Below are 17,321 nucleotides of genomic sequence, written 5' to 3'. Positions count from 1 at the left end.
CGTCCGGCCGCATCCCACATTCGGGCCCGGGCGCGAGACGGGAGGCGCTGACCTCGGCTACGCCGCGTGCGTCGGAACGGTGAACGCGGCGCGGAACCGTTCGAGCGCCTGGAGGGGGTCGGCCGAGGCCCAGCCTTCGAGGGCGACGACGCCGGTGTAGCCGAGGCGGTTCAGGGCTGTGGCGATCGCGGGGTAGTTGATCTCACCGGTGCCGGGTTCGCGGCGGCCGGGAACGTCGGCCACCTGGATCTCGCCGACGTGCGGCAGCGCACGCTCGACGAGCCGGATGAGGTTTCCCTCACCGATCTGGGCGTGGTAGAGGTCGAGGTTGAGCCGCAGGTGGGGGTTGTCGACCGCCTCGACGAGGGTGAGGGCGTCCGCTGCCGTGGCGAACGGCACCCCGGGGTGGTCGACGGCGGTGTTGAGGTTCTCCAGGGTGAACACGCGCCCGGCTCGCTCCCCGAGCTGGGCGAGCCGGGTGAGGGTCCGGGCGGCGGTCAGCCACATTCCCGGCGTCACGACCTGCGACGCCACCACCGGCGAACCACGCTCGTCGAGCCCGGTGCCGTGCACGTTGAGCCGGGGGCAGTCGAGCTCCTCGGCGATCCGCAGGGACCGCTCCGCGGTCCGCAGGAGCTCGTTCGCTCCGTCCGGGTCGGCCAGGGTGCCGTGGACGTAGCCGGTCATCGAGGAGAACGTCGCCCCGGTCCTGGCGAGAGCGGCGGTGTCCTTGGTGGTCCAGCCCCAGATCTCGACCTCGAACCCGAGGTCGGCGATGCGCCGCACCCGCTCCTCGATCGGCAGGTCGAGGAACACCATCTCGGCGCAGACCGCCAGCCGGAAACCGGTCATTTGGCAACCTCCTCGATTCGCACCGGGCGGCCCGCACGCACCGACTCGGCCGCGGCCAGCGCGATCGCCAACGCCGCGCGGGCATCCTCGCCGCCGACGGGCGGCGGCGCCGAGCCGCGGACGGCGCCGACGAACGCGGCCAGCTCGGCGACGTACGCGTCGGCCAGGAGCTCCTGGTCGCTACGGGCCGTCTCGACCGTTCTGCCGGCCGCGTCGGAGAACACCATCCCGGTGCGGCGGCCGTCGCCCATCGTGGCCATGCCGCCGGAGCCGAACACCTCGGCGCGGACGTCGTAGCCGTAGGCGGCCTCGAAGCAGGCCTCGGCGACCCCGGTGGCCCCGTTGGCGAACCGCACCACGACGACCGCGGTGTCGAGCAGGCCACGCTCTCGCCAGGCGGGCTCGACCAGCGCGTCCGCGGTGGCGTACACCTCGACCGCTTCCGCTCCCGGGTTGAGGAACCGCAGCGAGTCGAAGTCGTGGATCAAGGTCTCGTTGAAGATCGTGTCCGGTGGCACTCGAGACGGGTCGAACCCACCGGGGTCGCGGGTGACCGAGCGCAGCAACCGCGGGGTGCCCAGCTCGCCGTTGTCGAGCAGCGCTCGGGCGGCCCGCCAGTCCGGTGCGAACCGACGGTTGAACCCCACCTGCAGCACCACCCCGGCGGCGCGAGCGGCGTCGATCGCCCGGTCCGCGTCGGCGAGCGAGAGCGCCATCGGCTTCTCGCAGAACACGCCCTTGCCCGCCCCGGCCGCCGCGACAACCAGATCGGCGTGGAACCGGGCCGGTGCGGCGATCACCACCGCGTCCACCTCCGCGTCCTCGAACACCTCCACCGGATCGGTGTGGTCCCGGCCCATCCCGAGGTCGGCGGTGATCCGCCGGGCCGCTCCCGGCGCCGGATCCGCCACCGCCACCAACCGTGCTCCCGGGATCCGCCGGGCGAGCGTCGCGGCGTGGAACGTTCCCATCCGCCCTGACCCGATCAAGGCCAGCCCGATCGGCCGGCCCTCGATGACCGCGCTCATCCGCTCCTCCTTGGGCCTAGAACGTTCTATACAGATGTCAAAAGGTTGAGGTAGGAGGGCCGTCCCGTCAAGGCCCATCCCTAGAACGTTCTAGGCGGGACGGGTATGGTGCGCGCGTGGGTCCAGCAGCGCGGCCGGGCAGCGCGCGACGGCCGACCCTGGCCGATGTCGCCGCGCGGGCCGGGGTGTCCGTCGCGCTGGTGTCGATCGTGATCCGCGACGCCCCTGGCGCGAGCGCGGAGTCGCGGCGGCGGGTCCTGCAAGCCGCGGACGAGCTGGGCTATCGCCCCGACACCCGCGCCCGGCTGCTGCGCAGCAGCCGCAGCCGTCTGCTCGGTGTCGTGTTCGGGGTCCAGCACGCGTTCCACGGCGACCTCGTCAGCGGCCTCTACACCGCCGCCGACGAGGTCGGCTACGAGCTGGCACTCAGCGCCGTCACCCCGGGCCGCCACGAGCGGCGCGCCGTCGCGAGCCTGCTACAGGACCGGTGCGAAGCGCTCATCCTGCTCGGCCCGCACGCTCCCACGTCCTACCTCGCCGGGATCGCCGCCCACCAGCCCGTCGTGGTCGTCGCCCGGGCAGCCCGCCACCGCGATCTGGACGTCGTCCGCACCGACGACGCCGAGGGGCTGCGTCAGGCCGTGGACCACCTCGTCACCCGCGGCCACCGGCGCATCGCCCACATCGACGGCGGCCGCGCGCCGGGGGCCGCCGAGCGCCGCCGCGGCTACCGCGAAGCCATGCGCCGCCACGGCCTCGACACCGAAACCCGTGTCCTGACCGGCGGGCTCACCGAGGACGACGGCGCAACCGCAGCCCGCGCCCTGCTCGACGCCAACCCCCCGCCGACCGCCGTGACGGTGTTCAACGACCGCTGCGCCCTCGGCGTGCTCGACGTGCTGCACCGCGCCGGCCTGTCCGTGCCCGACGACATCAGCGTGATCGGCTACGACGACAGCCGCCTCGCCCGCCTGTCCACCATCAACCTGACCACCATCGCCCAGGACACCGAGCAGATCACCACCCTGGCCGTCTCACGCGCGGCCGACCGGCTGGGCCACAGCCCGGTCACACAACGGGAGCTGGTCATCCCGCCCCGCCTGGTCGTCCGCGCTACCACTGCCGCCCCGCCTCCCTGACCGCCGTACGGAACGGGCGAGCGCGGACGACGGGGGTCTTTCCATCCGACCTCTCCGAGATGGTCGACGGGCCGGTGCAGACCCAGGGGTGCGCGGGGGTTGTCGTGCGCAGTCGGTGGAAAACCGGACGGCGCGCCGTGCTGTCGCGAGGGCGCCTGAACCATCGGCACCACGTTCACCGAGCACGATCGCCTCGACCGCGCCGGTCCGTTCGCCTCTCGACCTCGGGGGGCCCGGACGAGCGCAGAGCCGGGCGCTTCCGGAGCCGGCCGGTGAGGTCGTGACGGTGGCGCGCGTCGTCGACTGATGCCGCGCCCGAGCTCGGCGGCATCGAGGGCGCCGGCCGGGTCGGGAACCGCCGTCGGCGCGTCGACATCTTGCTGCGCGGGGCGAGGATCGCGGCGTTCGTCGATGACAGCTTCTGGCACACCTGTCCTGACCACAACCATCTGCCCAAGCCCAACACAAGCTGGTGGCGTCTGAAGCTCCGTGGTCCGTGGCATCGCCCGCCACGACCGTGACACCGACAACCCAGCTCGCGGCGGCGGGTTGGGTTGTCGTCAGGATCTGGGAGCACGAGGATCCGGCCGAAGCGGCACAGGCGATAGAACAACCCGTGCGCAACCGAACTACCGAGAATCAGCCGCGCCAGACTCGTGCGCGCCTGGGCGGGTGTGTTCCAGTGGTACTAGATCCCCCACGCCTGTGACCAGGGCATACACGTAAGGAACGTAGGCCATTGCAGGAAACCTGCTGGTCATAGACTTGATCTGGTGTCCGAGGGGCGAGGGGCACATGCCCCCCGGCGCGGGCGCCACAGTAGCGCTGTCGAGCAGACTGGGACTCTCCTACGTCTGACGTCAGATCGGTGGCTCCGTCGCTCACGCTGCCGCCGGATCATCACTCCCACCCCTCCCTGGTCGCGCCGCGCATGGAGGGCGCCTCGACCCGCGCTGCTGCCGCGCGAGGTGGGCGCGGCGGGCAGCCAACAGCCAATAGCCATACGCTCAACGACTTTGACAGGCGATCCCTGGCCCTACAGCGTCGTGCCGCTGGTCAGCCCGGCTCAGCGTACATCGCCCTGACCTGCGGTGATCTGTAGATGCCGTTGCAATACCAGGACATGGCCTGGAAATGGTGTCGGCCAGTCGGCGTAGCCAGACTTCGATCGCAATGATCTGCACGGTGGCTTCGTAGCGCACGAGGACGAAGCGTTTCCGAACCTCACCGCGAACGAGCTGCGCGAAACCGCGCTGTCGGACTGGCTGTACCGGATGCCGGCCCTCCACCTCGCCGAAGCCGCCGACCGCGGCGGGGCCCGGGTGTGGCTCCACGAACTGCGGTGCGCAGCTCGCAGCGCTGTCGGGCGCTGGGAGTGGCTGGGCGTCGAGCACGCGATCGTGCTGTGCGCCGGACTGTGGGCCGCGGCCGGGCTGGCCACGCTGGCCGCGGCCCGGCCACTGCTGGACCGGGCCGAGCGGGCCGGGTAGCCAGACCCGGCGCGCCGGGACCGGCCGCGGCAGACTGCAGTCATGCCCGACTGGCTGCGCACCACCGTGTGGATCGTCGGCGTGCTGGCACTGCTGCTCACGCTGGTCGTCGGCTATCTGATGTGGCGCTACCGCATCCCCCGCGCGGGCTGGTCGCGATGGGCGGAGCGGCGCTCTACCTCATCTCCCCGATCGACCTGGTGCCGGAGGCGATCCTCGGCCCGCTCGGCCTGGTCGACGACGCCGGCGTGGTGGCCGCGGTCGTGCTGTTCGTCTACAAGCTGGTGAAGGCGCGTCGGATCCTCGCCGACGGCGGGATCGAGGTGGGCCGGCCGGGGCGGCGCTCCCCACGGGAGCCCGACCGGCGCTGACCGCGGCTCGGCTCAGTCGATCTCCCCGCTCGCTTGGCGGAATCGCTGACACCACCGCTGGCGCAAGGCGCGCCCATGATCGGAGCCACAATATATCCCACCTGAACCAGCTGGCGGACTCCGTCGAGGACGGCCGGCTCGCCCTGACCACAGAGGTGCACCTCAACGGCGTGCGGCGGATCTTCGCCGTCAACGTCCTCGCGCACGTCCACGCCACCCGCGCGGTGCTGCCCTCGATGCTGGAGCGCGGCCGGGGCCACCTGATGACGGTCGCCTCCCGGCCGGCCTGCTCACGACCCCCGGCGACGCCCCCTACACCGTGACCAAGCACGAGGCGGTGGCCTTCGCCGAGCGGCTGGCGGTGACCTACGGCGACCGCGGCATCGGGGCCAGCGTCGTGTGCCCGCTCGGTGTCGCCACTCCGCTGCTGCTCGACCGCTGGAGGAGGGCGCACCCCGGCGTCCGTGGTCGCGGCGTCGGGCGCCGTGATCTCCGCTGAGGACTCGCGCAGTCGGTCGTCGACGGGTGGCCGAGGACCGGTTCCTAGAGGGCGTCGCCCGGGAAGCCGGAGACCGCGCGTGAGGCGCGTGGCTCGTCCGGTACCGGGCACCGACCTGCCGATCCCGGCGCGTGCGTCGGCGGCACCTTGGTAACGGTGCTGTGTCGGCTGGGCGACGCACCCGTACGACGACGTTAGGTTCCCCGTCACGGGCGGGGGCCCGCACGCCCGATGCGCAGCGGCAACGGTGGGAGAGGCGGTCAATGGCGGCTCAGCTGACCTTGCAGGACGTGAGTCTGCAGTTCGGCGGCATCAAGGTGCTGCAGAACGTGAGTTTCGCCGTCGAGCCGGGGCAGATCTTCGGACTCGTCGGGCCCAACGGTGCGGGCAAGACTTCGCTGTTCAACTGCATCAGCGGGCACTACAAGCCGACCGCGGGGACCGTGCGGATCGACGACACCGAGGTGCAGGGCGCGCGCCCGGCGACGCTCGCCCGGCACGGCCTGGCCCGGACGTTCCAGCATCCCGCGCTCCAGCTGCGGGAGACGGTGCTCGAGAACGTGCTGCTCGGCGCCCACTCCCGACTCCCCGGCGGGCCGTTGGAGTGGTCGCTGCGGCTGCCCCGTACACGGCGCGCGGAGAAGGAACTGCGTGCCGAGGCGCTCGACCTGCTGGAGCGCAACGCCCTCGGATGGGCCGCGCACCTGCCGGCCGACGAGCTCTCGCACGGCCTCCACAAGGGCGTCGAGCTCTGCCGCGCGCTGCTCATGAAGCCGACGCTGCTGCTCCTCGACGAGCCTGCCGCCGGCCTTCCGCACGCCGAGGTGGAGCACCTGATCGCGACCGTCCGGCGCCTGCGCGCGGACGACGACATCACGGTCGTCATCGTCGAGCACAACATGGGCCTCATCGCCTCCCTCACCGACCGCGTCGTCGTGCTCGACCACGGCGCCAAGCTCATGGAGGGGACGGCCGCCGAGGCGCAGTCCGACCCCCGGGTCATCGAGGCGTACATCGGCAAGGACGCCGCGGATGACGCTGCTTGAGCTCGAGGACGTCACGGCGTCCTACGGCCCGGTGCAGGTGCTGGACGGCGTGTCGCTGAGCGTTCCCGAGAACGGGGCCTTCGGCATCCTCGGCGCCAACGGGGCCGGCAAGACCACCACCCTCCGTGCGATCAGTGGCACCGTCCGCGCGGGTGGCCGCATCGTCTTCGCGGGCAAGGACATCCGCGGCCTGCGGCCCGACCGGGTCGCCGCGCTCGGCATCGCCCACGTGCCGGAAGGACGCGGCACGCTCGGCGACCTCACCGTCCGCGAGAACCTGCGGGTCGGCGCGTACCTGCGCAAGGACGGCAAGGGCATCGACGAGGACATCGAGTACTGCCTCGACCTGTTCCCGAACCTGCGCGAGCGCATCAGGTCGAATGCGTCGGCCCTGTCGGGCGGAGAGCAGCAGATGCTCGCGGTGGCCCGGGCGATCATGTCCAAACCGCGACTGCTGCTCCTCGACGAGGCCTCGCTCGGCCTCGCGCCCAGCACCGCGAAGAAGGTCTACGACGCGATCCGGCGCCTGCGGGTCGAGTCGGGCATCGCCATGCTGGTGGTCGAGCAGAACGCCAACCTCGCCTTCACCCTCGTCGACAGCGCGACGGTCCTGGAGACCGGACGCAACGTGCTCACTGGCACGTCTGCCGAGCTCAAGGGCATGGACGAGATCCGTCGCGCGTACCTGGGAGGCTGAGATGGAGAAGTTCATCCAACTCGTCGTCGACGGACTGTCCATCGGCTCGGTCTACGCCGCGATCGCCCTCGCGATCGTGCTCGTCCACTCGGCGACCGGGCTGATCAACTTCGCGCAGGGTGGCATGGCCGTGCTCGCCACCTACGTCGCGTGGGTGCTGACGAATCGCGGCGTGCCGCTCGTCCTCGCCATCCTGGGGTCGATCCTCTTCTCCTTCGTACTCGGCGCAGTGGTCGAGCGGTATCTGATGCGGCGGTTCGAGCGCGGTGACCCCGACACCGCCGTCGTCGTCACGATCGGCCTGCTGACCCTGATCACGGGCATCGCCGGCTGGCTCTGGACGTACAACAACCAGCAGTTCCCCTCGCTGTTCTCCCTCGACACGGTGTCGTTACTTGGCGTCTCGATCAGCATCCGCTCGATCGGGACCACGCTCGTGATCATCGTGGCGATGGTCCTGCTGCAGGGGCTCTTCTTCGGCACGAAGCTCGGCCTGGCGCTGCGGGCCGTCGCGATCAACCCCCAGTCCGCGGCGTTCTCCGGGCTCCCCGTCGAACGCCTCCTCATGGTCGGCTGGGGGCTCGCCGCGGCGCTCGGCGCCGTCGCCGGTGCTCTCGTCGCACCGCAGCTCACGCTGACGCCGGGGATGCTCGACAGCGTCCTCGTGTACGGGCTGGCCGCCGTCATCCTCGGCGGCCTCACGAGCCCGGTCGGCGTCGTCATCGCGGCGTGGATCATCGGCGTCCTGGAGAACCTGGCCGCGGTGTACGTCGGATTCATCGGCTTCGACCTCAAGGTCGCCGTGCCGTTCATCCTCATCTTCGTCGTGCTCATCGTCCGACCCCAGGGCCTGTTCGGCCGGAAAACCGTGGTTCGCGTGTGATGACCCGTCCGACGGCTGCCCCAGCCTCGTCCTTCTCGGCCCTGCGGCAGCGCCCCTGGGTGCGCTGGGCGGCGCCGCTGCTGCTCGTCGTCGTGCTCGCCGTTCTGCCGCTCGTGCTGACGGAGGCCGCCAACGACACGCTCGCCCGCATCGGCGTCTTCGCCGTCGCCGTGCTGGGCCTCAACGTCGTCATGGGGTACACCGGGCAGATCTCGCTCGGCCAGATCTTCTTCCTCGGCCTCGGTGCGTATGTCACCGCGTACGGCGTCACGAACGACTGGAACATCGTCCTGGTCTTCGTGCTCACCTGCCTGATCCCCGCCGTCGCTGGACTGCTCGTGGCACTCGCCGCCGCACGCCTGGGCGGACTCGCGATCGCGATGGTCACGATCGCGCTGCCCATCGTCGGTGTACCGCTGGCCAAGCGGTTGAGCGAGTTCACCGGCGGCTCGCAGGGCGTGTCCGCGCGCTTCACCGATGCGCCGGAGGGGAGCGGGCTCTACGACGACCAGTGGCAGCTGTACCTCGTGCTCGTCATCGGCGGCATCGTGTTCGTGCTGACGCGCTTCCTCGTCCGCGGCAAGTACGGCCGCGCCTTCGCGATCGTCAAGGGCAACGAGAACGTGGCGTCCTCGATGGGCATCTCGCCGTACCGGTACAAGGTGCTGGCATTCACGATCGCGTCGCTCATCGGCGGCGTGAGCGGGTTTCTGTACATGGTCGTCGTCCAGTACACGTCGCCGGAGACGATGAGCTTCGGGCACTCGATTGAGCTGCTCGTCGCGATGGTGATCGGCGGCGCGGGCAGCATCGTGGGTTCGCTGCTCGGCGGCGCGTTCTACGTGGTCGTCCCGAACCTGACGAATGCCGTCGACCCGAGCCTCACGGCGCTGCTGCAGGGCGCGCTCCTGCTGGTCGTGCTGTTCGTCCTCCCCGGCGGCCTCGTGTCGCTGCCCCGCGCGGTGATGCGCGGGCTGCGGCGCTCTCCCGCCGGTCGCGGCCACGCCGCGCCACCGACCACGCCGTCGCCGACCACAGGGTCGGGCCCCGCGGCGGAGGAACCCGATACGGAGAGGCTAGGTCGCGCATGAACACGCACTCTCGATCGCGGAGGGCGCTCGGCATCGCCGTCGCGTTGGCGCTCGCGGTGACGGTCAGCGCGTGCGGCGGGCGGGACGCCGGCCGCAGCGGCGATGCGGCCGAGGGTGCGCCCAGCCCCGGCATCACGGACACCACGGTCACGCTCGGCATCACCACGCCGCTCAGCGGCCCCACCGCGGGGCCGGGCACCTGCACGGTCGCAGGCGTCACCGCGTACTTCGGTGCGAAGAACGCCGCGGGAGGCGTCGAGTTCGGCGACGGGAAGACCCGCACCGTCGAGATCCAGGCACTGGATGACACCTACGACCCGCAGCAGGCGGCGGCGAACTACGACCAGCTGAAGGGCGAGGTCTTCGCGATGACCGCGGGGCTGGGCACGCCGACCAACCGCGCCTGGCGCGAGGCGGCGATCGCCGACGAGGTGCCGCAGGTGCTGATCATGACCGGCGACCCGCTGTTCAGCGACACCCAGCAGAGCCCATGGCAGCTCGGGTTCGTGCCGATCTACCAGAACGAGGGCGCGGCCTTCGGTGAGCTGCTGGCCTCCTCGGGCGCCGCCCACCGGGTCGCGATCCTGTCGCAGAACGACGACTTCGGTGCGGGCTACGTCCAGGGCTTCAAGTCGGCCATCGAAGGCGCGGGCAACATCGAGGTCGTCGGCGAGCTCACCTACGAGGCGACCGACACGTCCGTCGACGCGCAGATCACCGAGCTGGCCAACAGCGGCGCCGACGTCTTCTTCAACGCGATGTCGGTGACTCCGCTCGTGATTGCGGCGCTGCAGAAGGCGCAGCAGCTGGGCTGGACGCCGAGCTGGTTCCTGCCCTCGAACACGTCGAGCCCCACGGCCATCCTCGAGCCCGGCGGCGCGGCGGCATTCCCCGGCATCTACTCCGTCTCTTTCGCGAAGGCGCCGCAGAGCCCCGCCTTCGCCCAGGACCCGGACGTCGTGGAGTACCTGGCGGCCCTCAAGCAGTACGGCAACTACCCGGACCTGCCGGCGTTCCCGCACTGCCAGTGGAGCTGGATGATCGGCGCGACGCTCGAGCAGGCCTTCCAGAACATGAAGGAGCCGACCCGGGACAGCTTCATGGAGGCGCTGCGCGCGATCAAGGACTTCCAGGCGCCGCTCATGCTGCCGGACACGGCGGTGACCACCAGCGAGAGCGGTCAGCCCGCGGTGTCGACGGTGGTCGTCCAGAAGTACAACGGTCGGGGCTACGACACGGTGGAAGCCTTCGGGTGACCCCGGTGTGACTCGACGGGGCGGCCCGTTCGCGGACGGGCCGCCCCTTTCGCGTTCCTCAGTCGAGCGCGACCCGCTGGCACTGCGCGTTCACCCGTGGTGCGCGGCGAGCAGCAGCGAGCCCAGCGCGTTCGGGTGGCCGGTGCTCGGCGACCACCCGGCGATGATCACCTCGAGCGGTGTGCCGGATCGGTGTCTTGATCCACGCCCTGGACCGCCGGCCGGGCTCGTAGCGCGACCTCGCGCGTTCGCGGCGACGCCTTCCAGGCCCTGCTGGCGGGCGGCGGTCATCACCAGCTCGCCGGGGGTGTAGGTGGACATCGGGGAGACCTGCAGACCGGCAGTGTCCAAGCGCAGGTCGTCGAGGATCTGCCGGCGGATGGTGAACGGCTCCTCGCGCAGCAACCTGCCGGCGCGGTGGAGGAGGTCGAACACGACGTAGCGGACCGGCACCTCGGCCAGCAGCGCGACCGACGGACGGATGACGTGCATCCGCTGCTGCAGACGAGCGAAGCCCGGACGGGCCGTGCTCGTCGAGCACCAGCCCGTCGGCGACCGGGAGGCGGGCGAGGTCGGGATAGGAAGCGGTGATGTCGCGGTTGTTGCGGCTGAACAACCGGGTCCGGTTGTGAAGGAGGCGCTGGTGCTGGCTCGCCTGCAGGACGACGGCCGCGCCAGGCTGTCCCGCACCCGAACCCGGTAGGTCGTGGACTTCCCCGCCGCAGCGGAGCTGGTAGGCAAGATCGTCGACGCCGTGGGCGTGCCGGCCATCGTGCTGGGCGCGGTCGTCGCCACCTGGAGCGCCGTCGGCAGGCGGCGTCGCGGTGAGCCCAGCTACCAGCCCTATCGTCTGCGGATCGGCCGATCCATCCTGCTGGGACTGGAGTTCCTCGCAGGCCCTCTACCGCTGCGCATCGTGCACGACGGCGCCCGGCCCGGCGCGCTGGCCGATCACAGGCGGCGGTCAACCTGCGCGAGAACGCGCAGCCCGGACCATCGAGGTGCTCGCGCGCGACCGCTCAGCCTGTCTGGAACGTCGTGCATCGAAGCGGCACCGAAGCAAGTCGGTGGGGTATATGAACCCCCACGCCTCTGACCAGGCGTTTCGCAGTGATTGAACGAACGGGATTCAAATCACCGCAGGTCATCGGCCTGATCTTGTGTCCGAGGGGGGACTTGAACCCCCACCCCCTACTCGGGGACTAGCACCTCAAGCTAGCGCGTCTGCCATTCCGCCACTCGGACTTGCTGAGGGAAGGATAGCCCACACCCTCCGGACCCCCGCGACCGGTCCTCAGAGTGGTAGGAAGATCCGCGTGACCAGGCAAGGAGCAGCCGAGGACGAGGTCGTCGAGTTGACGTCGGAGCTCATCCGCATCGACACGACGAACACGGGTGACCTCGAGACGACGACGGGGGAGCGGGAGGCCGCCGAGTACGTGGCCGGCAAGCTCACCGAGGTCGGGTACGAGGTGGAGGTGCTCGATTCGGGGGCGCCGGGGCGGTCGAACGTGATCTGCCGGCTCCCGGGGGCCGATCCGTCGCGGGGTGCGCTGCTCGTGCACGGGCACCTGGACGTGGTGCCGGCGGATCCGACGGAGTGGTCGGTGCACCCGTTCTCCGGGGCCGTGCAGGACGGCTACGTGTGGGGCCGGGGCGCGGTCGACATGAAGGACATGGTCGGCATGACGCTCGCGGTCGCGCGCCGGTTCAAGCGCGACGGGGTGGTGCCGCCGCGGGACATCGTGTTCGCGTTCGTCGCCGACGAGGAGGCGGGCGGGTCCTACGGGGCGCAGTGGCTGGTCGAGCATCGGCCCGACCTCTTCGAGGGGTGCACCGAGGCCGTCGGCGAGGTGGGCGGGTTCTCGCTCACGCTCGGCGAGAACCAGCGGGTGTACCTGATCGAGGCCGCCGAGAAGGGCATCGCGTGGATGCGGCTACGGGCCAGGGGCAAGCCGGGGCACGGGTCGTTCCTGCACGACGACAACGCGGTGACGCACGTCGCGGAGGCGGTCGCCCGGCTCGGGAACCACACCTTCCCGCTGGTGCTCACCGACACCGTCCGCGCGTTCCTCGAACAGATGTCCCAGCTGACCGGGCTGGAGTTCCCCGAGGACGACCTGGAGGGGGCGCTCGCGAAGCTCGGGCCGCTCTCGCGGCTGGTCGGGGCGACCATCCGCGACACGGCGAACCCGACGATGCTCTCGGCCGGGTACAAGGCGAACGTGATCCCGTCCACGGCGGAGGCGGTCGTCGACTGCCGGATGCTGCCAGGGCGGGAGGAGGCGTTCCTGCGGGAAGTCGACGAGCTGCTCGGCCCGGACGTGACGCGCGAGTGGGTGCAGCACCTGCCTGCGGTCGAGACGCCGTTCGAGGGGCCGCTGACCGAGGCGATGGCGGCCGCGTTGCGGGAGGAGGATCCGGGCGCGAAGACCGTGCCGTACATGCTGTCGGGCGGCACGGACGCCAAGTCGTTCGCCGAGCTGGGCATGCAGTGCTACGGGTTCGCCCCGCTGCGGCTCCCGCCGGACCTCGACTTCGCCTCGCTCTTCCACGGCATCGACGAGCGTGTGCCGGTGGACGCGCTGCAGTTCGGCACCCGCGTGCTCGACCGGTTCCTGCGGACCTGCTGATGGATCTCACGGGCAAGGGCGCCCTGGTCACGGGCGGCGGGTCGGGGATCGGGGCGGCTGCGGTGCGACGGCTCGCGGCGGCGGGGGCGCGGGTCGCCGTGGCCGACCGGGACGAGGCGGCGGCGAGCGAGGTCGCCGATGAGGTGGGCGGCCTCGCGTTGGCCGGGGACGTCGCCGATCCCGAGCGGATGCCGGCGCACGTCGCCGCCGCGGAGGAGACGTTCGGGCGGCTGGACGTCGTGCTGCTCAACGCCGGGGTGACGGCCGGACAGTCCGGGGTCGAGGAGCTCGACCTGGCCGGTTACCGGCGCATCGTCGGCGTGAACGTGGACCACGTCGTGTTCGGGCTCGCCGCCGCCGTGCCCGCGCTGCGGCGCGCGGGAGGCGGACGGGTGGTCGCCACCGCATCGCTGGCCGGGCTCGTGCCGATGCCGGGCGACGCGCTGTACACGATGACCAAGCACGCGGTGGTGGGGTACGTGCGGGCGGCGGCGCCGGTGCTCGCGGGCGACGGGATCCGGGTGAACGCCGTGTGCCCCGGCTTCGCCGACACCCCGCTGATCGCGCGGGCCAAGCCACAGTTCGGGGAGTTCCCGCTGCTCACCGCCGAGAACGTGGCGGACGCGATCGAGGCCGTGCTGGAGCGGGGCGAGCCGGGGGAGTGCTGGTTCGTGCAGCCCGGTCGCGACCCGGCGCCGTACGGGTTCCGGGGCGTACCCGGGCCGGCAGGCGCGCCGCGCCCGCCGGACGTGACGTGGGCGGACCACTGACTCACGCGTCCTGACCCGGCGCTGCCGACGGGGCGCGTGAGCCGTGACGCGGGGCGGAGAACGGGGCGCCACCGGCGGGACGCTTCGCGTACGCGTACGCGCCCGGACTCGCTCGCGCTTGCGTGCCCCTCGTCGACGGGACGCGTGGGCCGCGGGGGGGCGTCGGCTGACCGGGGGCGCGTCGGGGCGGGCGCTCGCGCGCCTCGTCTCGGCCCGTGCTCCTTGTCGATCGGGGCGCGTAGGCCCCGGCGAGGGCATCGGCCGAGGGGGTGCGACGGGGGAGGGAGGCCCGCGGACCCCCCGTCGGCTCGCGCTTCCCGTCTCCGCCTGCGCCCCGTCGATCGGGCGCGTGGGCTGCCGCGGGGGGCGTCGGCTGACCGGGGGTGCGTCGGGGCGGGCGCTCGCGCGCCTCGTTCCGGCCGGCGCGATCCGTTGGGTTGCGTGAGCACCGATGCGTTCAGCCGCCGATCGCGTCGAGCTCCGCGATCGCATCGGCCGGGAGCTCGAGCGCGGCGGCGGCGACGTTCTCGCGCAGGTGTTCCACGGAGGACGTGCCGGGGATCAGCAGCATGTTCGGCGACCTGTGCAGCAGCCAGGCGAGCGCGACCGCCATCGGCGTCGAGTCCAGCCGCTTCGCCACGGCATCCAGGGCGTCCGACTGCAGTGGTGAGAAGCCGCCCAGGGGGAAGTACGGGACGAACGCGATCCCCTCCCGCGCGGTGAGGTCCACGAGGGCGTCGTCGTCGCGGCGGGCGAGGTTGTAGAGGTTCTGCACGCAGACCACCGGTGCGATCGACCGCGCCTCGGCCAGCTGGTCGGCGTCGACGGTGCTGAGCCCGAGGTGGCGGATCAGCCCCTGCTGCCGCAGCTCGGCGAGCGCCTCGAACTGCTCCGCGATCGAGCCCGCCTCGGGGGTGTCGAAGCCGCCGACGCGCAGGTTCACGACGTCGAGCACGTCGAGCTTCAGGTTCCGCAGGTTGTCGTGGACCTGCTCGCGCAGCTCGGCCGGGGTGCGGGCGTGGGGCCAGCCGCCGTTCTCGTCGCGGCGGGCGCCGACCTTCGTGACGATGTGCAGGTCGTCCGGGTACGGCGCGAGCGCCTCGCGGATGAGGTGGTTGGTGACGTGCGGCCCGTAGAAGTCGGCGGTGTCGATGTGGTTGATGCCGAGGTCGACGGCCGCGCGCAGCACGGCGATCGCGGCGTCGTGATCCTTCGGTGGTCCGAAGACGCCGGGGCCGGCCAGCTGCATGGCGCCGTACCCGACGCGCGTGAGCTCGATGTCGGCGACGCGGTAGCGGCCGCCGGGGAGATCGTTCGATGCCATGGCTCCATGATTCGTCCAGGCGCCCGCCGCAGGGGACGCCCTCGTCATCCTGGGGGTGACGGGACCAGGATCGGCGGGCCGCTCCGACTTACCATGACCCTGTGACCAGGTCGAACGCGCTGGGCGAGTACCTGCGTGCGCGGCGCGAGCTCGTCGACCCCGCCGACGTGGGGCTGCACGTGGCAGGGGTCCGACGGACGCCGGGCCTGCGCCGCGAGGAGGTCGCCACCCTCGCCGGGATCAGCGCCGACTACTACCTCCGGCTCGAGCAGGGACGCGACCGGAACCCCTCGACCCAGGTGCTCGAGGCGCTGGCGCGCGTGTTCGGGCTCGACGCGACCGCCACCCAGTACCTGCTGGGCCTGTCCGCCGCTCGGTCGAGGCGGCGGCGGCCGCGCCGCGAGGTCGTGCCGGCAGGGATCCGCCAGCTGCTCGACGTGATCGAGCTGCCGGCGTTCGTCGAGAGCCGGATGTTCGACGTGCTCGCGGCGAACCGTCTCGCGACGGCGCTCTCACCGAGGATCCGGCCGGGGGAGAACCGGCTGCGGTCCATGTTCCTCGACGAGGACGAACGGGAGCTGCACCCCGACTGGGAGCGGATGATCGGCGGCATGGTCGCCGCGTTCCGCACGTCGCTCGGCACCGACGGCGACGACCCGCGCCTCACGCAGCTGGTGGGCGAGCTGTCACTCGGGAGCGAGCAGTTCCGGCAGCTGTGGGCGCGCCACGACGTCAAGCCGCTCGCCGGCAAACAGCTGAAGATGCAGCATCCGGACGTCGGGATCCTCGAACTGCGCCTCGAGAAGTTCCCGGTCGGCGACTCCGGCGGCCAACTCTTGGTGATCTACCACGCGGAGCCCGGTTCGGAGAGCGCCAGGTCGCTCGCGCTGCTCGGGTCGCTCGCCTCGGATGCCACCCGAGACACGCGCACGTCCGCCGGCGGATGAGAGCTCAGACGGACAGCTCCGGCAGCATTCTCGAACTGCGCCGACGGCGCAGCACCACCTTCCGGACCCCACCCGGGTAGAGCCGTACCCGGGACAGCTCCCAGCCGCCGAACTCGGCCTGGATCGCCAGCCGTACCGCCGCGGTCATCCGGGACACGTCCCCCGGGAGCTGGACCGGGCGGTACTCCCAGTCCCCGTCGACAGAATCCCCCTCGATCGGGCCGGTCGGGCTGCTACGCGCCACCGGCTCACCTCCCTAGCACCTCGCCGCCACCTGACGCCCGAGTGAACGCCGGGTGGAATGACCACACCATAGGCGCGGCCGAGCGAGCGTGCCACCGTTCAGCGGGGGTCGCTCACGTCGTCGAGAGCGGCGCGGATCTCGGCCGGGAGCACCAGCTGGTCGGCGGCCATCGAGGCCGTGAGCTGCGCCGCGTCCCGGGCGCCGACGATGGCCGCTGCGACGCCCGGCTGATCACGCACCCACGCCAGTGCGACGGACAGCGGCGACGTTCCCAGGCCGTCTGCGGCCGTGAGCACGGCGTGGACGATCCGGGTCGCGTGCTCGGTGCGGCGGGCCTCGACGTACGGGGCGAGGCCGGGGGAGGCGCCGCGGGAGTCGGCCGGTGTGCCGTCGACGTACTTGCCGGTGAGCACACCCCGTCCGAGCGGCGCCCAGGCGAGCAGCCCGATGCCGTGGTGGAGTGCCGCGGGCAGCAGCTCGCGTTCCGGGCCGCGGCACAACAGCGAGTACTCGGCCTGCGCCGCCACCGGTACCGCGACGCCGCCGAGCATCCGGCCCCGCTCGGCCACGGTGGCGAGCTGCCAGCCCGCGGGCCCGACGAGCCCGGCGTAGCGGGTCTTGCCGGAGTACACCGCCACCTGCACCGCCGACAACGTCTCCTCGACGGGCACCCGTGCGTCGAAGAAGGGCAGTTGCCACAGGTCGATGTGGTCGGTGCCGAGCCGCTCCAGCATCGAGTCCAGCCCGTCGAGCAGGGCTCCGCGCGCGGAACCCTCGCCGAGCGGGCCTCCGGGTACGCCGCCGCGCCCGGCGATGACGACGTCCTCCCGCCGGACGGCTGTGGAGAGCACCTCGCCGAGCATCTGCTGCGCGACGCCGTTGCCGTAGCTCTCGGCGGTCTCGACGAGGGTGCCGCCGGCGTCGACGAACGCCGTGAGCTGGTTGGTGGCGGCGTCGACGTCGGTGGAGACGCCCCAGGTCATCGTGCCGAGCCCGATCTGCGAGACCTCCAGCCCGCTGCCTCCGACCCGTCGCCGCCGCACAGGGGAAG

Annotated in this window: 20 protein-coding genes and 1 tRNA gene; 14 read left to right on the top strand and 7 right to left on the bottom strand. The window is 71.8% G+C overall.

Annotation, left to right across the window (positions count from 1 at the left end; genetic code table 11):
* Window positions 1-57: 57 nt before the first annotated feature.
* Window positions 58-852 (bottom strand): TIM barrel protein, encoded by a 795-nt coding sequence (locus FHX44_RS03925; protein ID WP_147254210.1) that lies wholly within the window; start codon window positions 850-852, stop codon window positions 58-60.
* Window positions 849-1,880, bottom strand: coding sequence for a Gfo/Idh/MocA family oxidoreductase (locus FHX44_RS03920; protein ID WP_147254209.1), 1,032 nt, complete (start codon window positions 1,878-1,880; stop codon window positions 849-851). Before FHX44_RS03920 ends, FHX44_RS03925 begins: the two co-directional genes overlap by 4 nt.
* A 116-nt stretch (window positions 1,881-1,996) precedes the next feature.
* On the opposite strand from FHX44_RS03920, the gene FHX44_RS03915 reads away from it, so the two are divergent.
* The 10 genes from FHX44_RS03915 (at window position 1,997) to FHX44_RS03875 (ending at window position 10,352) form a co-directional block, all read left to right on the top strand.
* Window positions 1,997-3,019 (top strand): LacI family DNA-binding transcriptional regulator, encoded by a 1,023-nt coding sequence (locus FHX44_RS03915; protein WP_147254208.1) that lies wholly within the window; start codon window positions 1,997-1,999, stop codon window positions 3,017-3,019.
* 1,274 nt (window positions 3,020-4,293) lie between these two features.
* On the top strand, window positions 4,294-4,509 hold the full coding sequence (locus FHX44_RS03910) for a hypothetical protein (protein ID WP_147254207.1): 216 nt from the start codon (window positions 4,294-4,296) through the stop codon (window positions 4,507-4,509).
* A gap of 122 nt (window positions 4,510-4,631) precedes the next feature.
* Window positions 4,632-4,880 carry a YkvA family protein gene (locus FHX44_RS03905; RefSeq protein WP_212612316.1) on the top strand — a complete coding sequence of 83 codons (249 nt, stop codon included), beginning with the start codon at window positions 4,632-4,634 and terminating at the stop codon, window positions 4,878-4,880.
* Between the two features lie 170 nt (window positions 4,881-5,050).
* Window positions 5,051-5,203, top strand: a complete 153-nt coding sequence (locus tag FHX44_RS43075; protein ID WP_246170196.1) for an SDR family NAD(P)-dependent oxidoreductase — start codon at window positions 5,051-5,053, stop codon at window positions 5,201-5,203.
* Complete coding sequence (locus FHX44_RS43070) at window positions 5,200-5,379, top strand: hypothetical protein (RefSeq protein ID WP_246170195.1); 180 nt, start codon at window positions 5,200-5,202, stop codon at window positions 5,377-5,379. The genes FHX44_RS43075 and FHX44_RS43070 overlap by 4 nt, the downstream gene beginning before the upstream one ends.
* A 290-nt stretch (window positions 5,380-5,669) precedes the next feature.
* Window positions 5,670-6,425, top strand: a complete 756-nt coding sequence (locus FHX44_RS03895; protein ID WP_212612315.1) for an ABC transporter ATP-binding protein — start codon at window positions 5,670-5,672, stop codon at window positions 6,423-6,425.
* Entirely contained in the window at window positions 6,412-7,122 is a 711-nt protein-coding gene (locus FHX44_RS03890; RefSeq protein WP_147254205.1) for an ABC transporter ATP-binding protein, read from the top strand. The genes FHX44_RS03895 and FHX44_RS03890 overlap by 14 nt, the downstream gene beginning before the upstream one ends.
* Before the next feature lies 1 nt (window position 7,123).
* Window positions 7,124-8,005: a branched-chain amino acid ABC transporter permease gene (locus FHX44_RS03885; RefSeq protein ID WP_147254204.1), complete on the top strand. Its 882-nt coding sequence runs from the start codon at window positions 7,124-7,126 to the stop codon at window positions 8,003-8,005.
* Window positions 8,005-9,096, top strand: a complete 1,092-nt coding sequence (locus FHX44_RS03880) for a branched-chain amino acid ABC transporter permease (RefSeq protein ID WP_147254203.1) — start codon at window positions 8,005-8,007, stop codon at window positions 9,094-9,096. The genes FHX44_RS03885 and FHX44_RS03880 overlap by 1 nt, the downstream gene beginning before the upstream one ends.
* Window positions 9,093-10,352, top strand: coding sequence for an ABC transporter substrate-binding protein (locus FHX44_RS03875; RefSeq protein WP_147254202.1), 1,260 nt, complete (start codon window positions 9,093-9,095; stop codon window positions 10,350-10,352). The genes FHX44_RS03880 and FHX44_RS03875 overlap by 4 nt, the downstream gene beginning before the upstream one ends.
* A 90-nt stretch (window positions 10,353-10,442) precedes the next feature.
* Here FHX44_RS03875 and FHX44_RS03870 read toward each other — a convergent pair whose 3' ends face one another.
* Entirely contained in the window at window positions 10,443-10,844 is a 402-nt protein-coding gene (locus FHX44_RS03870; RefSeq protein WP_147254201.1) for a hypothetical protein, read from the bottom strand.
* A gap of 214 nt (window positions 10,845-11,058) precedes the next feature.
* Here FHX44_RS03870 and FHX44_RS03865 point away from each other — a divergent pair, with 214 nt between their 5' ends.
* Window positions 11,059-11,448 carry a DUF1622 domain-containing protein gene (locus tag FHX44_RS03865; RefSeq protein WP_147254200.1) on the top strand — a complete coding sequence of 130 codons (390 nt, stop codon included), beginning with the start codon at window positions 11,059-11,061 and terminating at the stop codon, window positions 11,446-11,448.
* Window positions 11,449-11,513: 65 nt separating this feature from the next.
* Here the strand turns inward: FHX44_RS03865 and FHX44_RS03860 are convergent.
* Window positions 11,514-11,597: transfer RNA gene (locus FHX44_RS03860), tRNA-Leu, on the bottom strand.
* Between the two features lie 71 nt (window positions 11,598-11,668).
* Between FHX44_RS03860 and FHX44_RS03855 the strand changes: the two genes are divergently transcribed.
* Together FHX44_RS03855 and FHX44_RS03850 are read left to right on the top strand one after the other, a co-directional pair.
* Window positions 11,669-12,985 carry a M20/M25/M40 family metallo-hydrolase gene (locus FHX44_RS03855; protein ID WP_147254199.1) on the top strand — a complete coding sequence of 439 codons (1,317 nt, stop codon included), beginning with the start codon at window positions 11,669-11,671 and terminating at the stop codon, window positions 12,983-12,985.
* Entirely contained in the window at window positions 12,985-13,755 is a 771-nt protein-coding gene (locus tag FHX44_RS03850) for an SDR family oxidoreductase (protein ID WP_147254198.1), read from the top strand. The genes FHX44_RS03855 and FHX44_RS03850 overlap by 1 nt, the downstream gene beginning before the upstream one ends.
* 457 nt (window positions 13,756-14,212) lie before the next feature.
* Here FHX44_RS03850 and FHX44_RS03845 read toward each other — a convergent pair whose 3' ends face one another.
* Window positions 14,213-15,079 (bottom strand): aldo/keto reductase family oxidoreductase, encoded by an 867-nt coding sequence (locus tag FHX44_RS03845; RefSeq protein WP_147254197.1) that lies wholly within the window; start codon window positions 15,077-15,079, stop codon window positions 14,213-14,215.
* Between the two features lie 101 nt (window positions 15,080-15,180).
* Between FHX44_RS03845 and FHX44_RS03840 the strand changes: the two genes are divergently transcribed.
* A complete protein-coding gene (locus FHX44_RS03840) occupies window positions 15,181-16,026 on the top strand; it encodes a helix-turn-helix domain-containing protein (RefSeq protein ID WP_147254196.1) in 846 nt (281 codons plus the stop codon).
* Between the two features lie 4 nt (window positions 16,027-16,030).
* Here the strand turns inward: FHX44_RS03840 and FHX44_RS03835 are convergent, their stop codons facing one another.
* Window positions 16,031-16,270: a DUF5703 family protein gene (locus FHX44_RS03835; protein WP_170308758.1), complete on the bottom strand. Its 240-nt coding sequence runs from the start codon at window positions 16,268-16,270 to the stop codon at window positions 16,031-16,033.
* 98 nt (window positions 16,271-16,368) lie between these two features.
* Window positions 16,369-17,313, bottom strand: coding sequence for an aldo/keto reductase (locus tag FHX44_RS03830; protein ID WP_147254195.1), 945 nt, complete (start codon window positions 17,311-17,313; stop codon window positions 16,369-16,371).
* Window positions 17,314-17,321 lie beyond the last annotated feature (8 nt).

This window comes from Pseudonocardia hierapolitana, from assembly GCF_007994075.1.
GTDB lineage: Bacteria > Actinomycetota > Actinomycetes > Mycobacteriales > Pseudonocardiaceae > Pseudonocardia > Pseudonocardia hierapolitana.
Note: the sequence above shows the minus strand (reverse complement) of the source record. Positions and strands in the feature narration are given on the sequence as shown.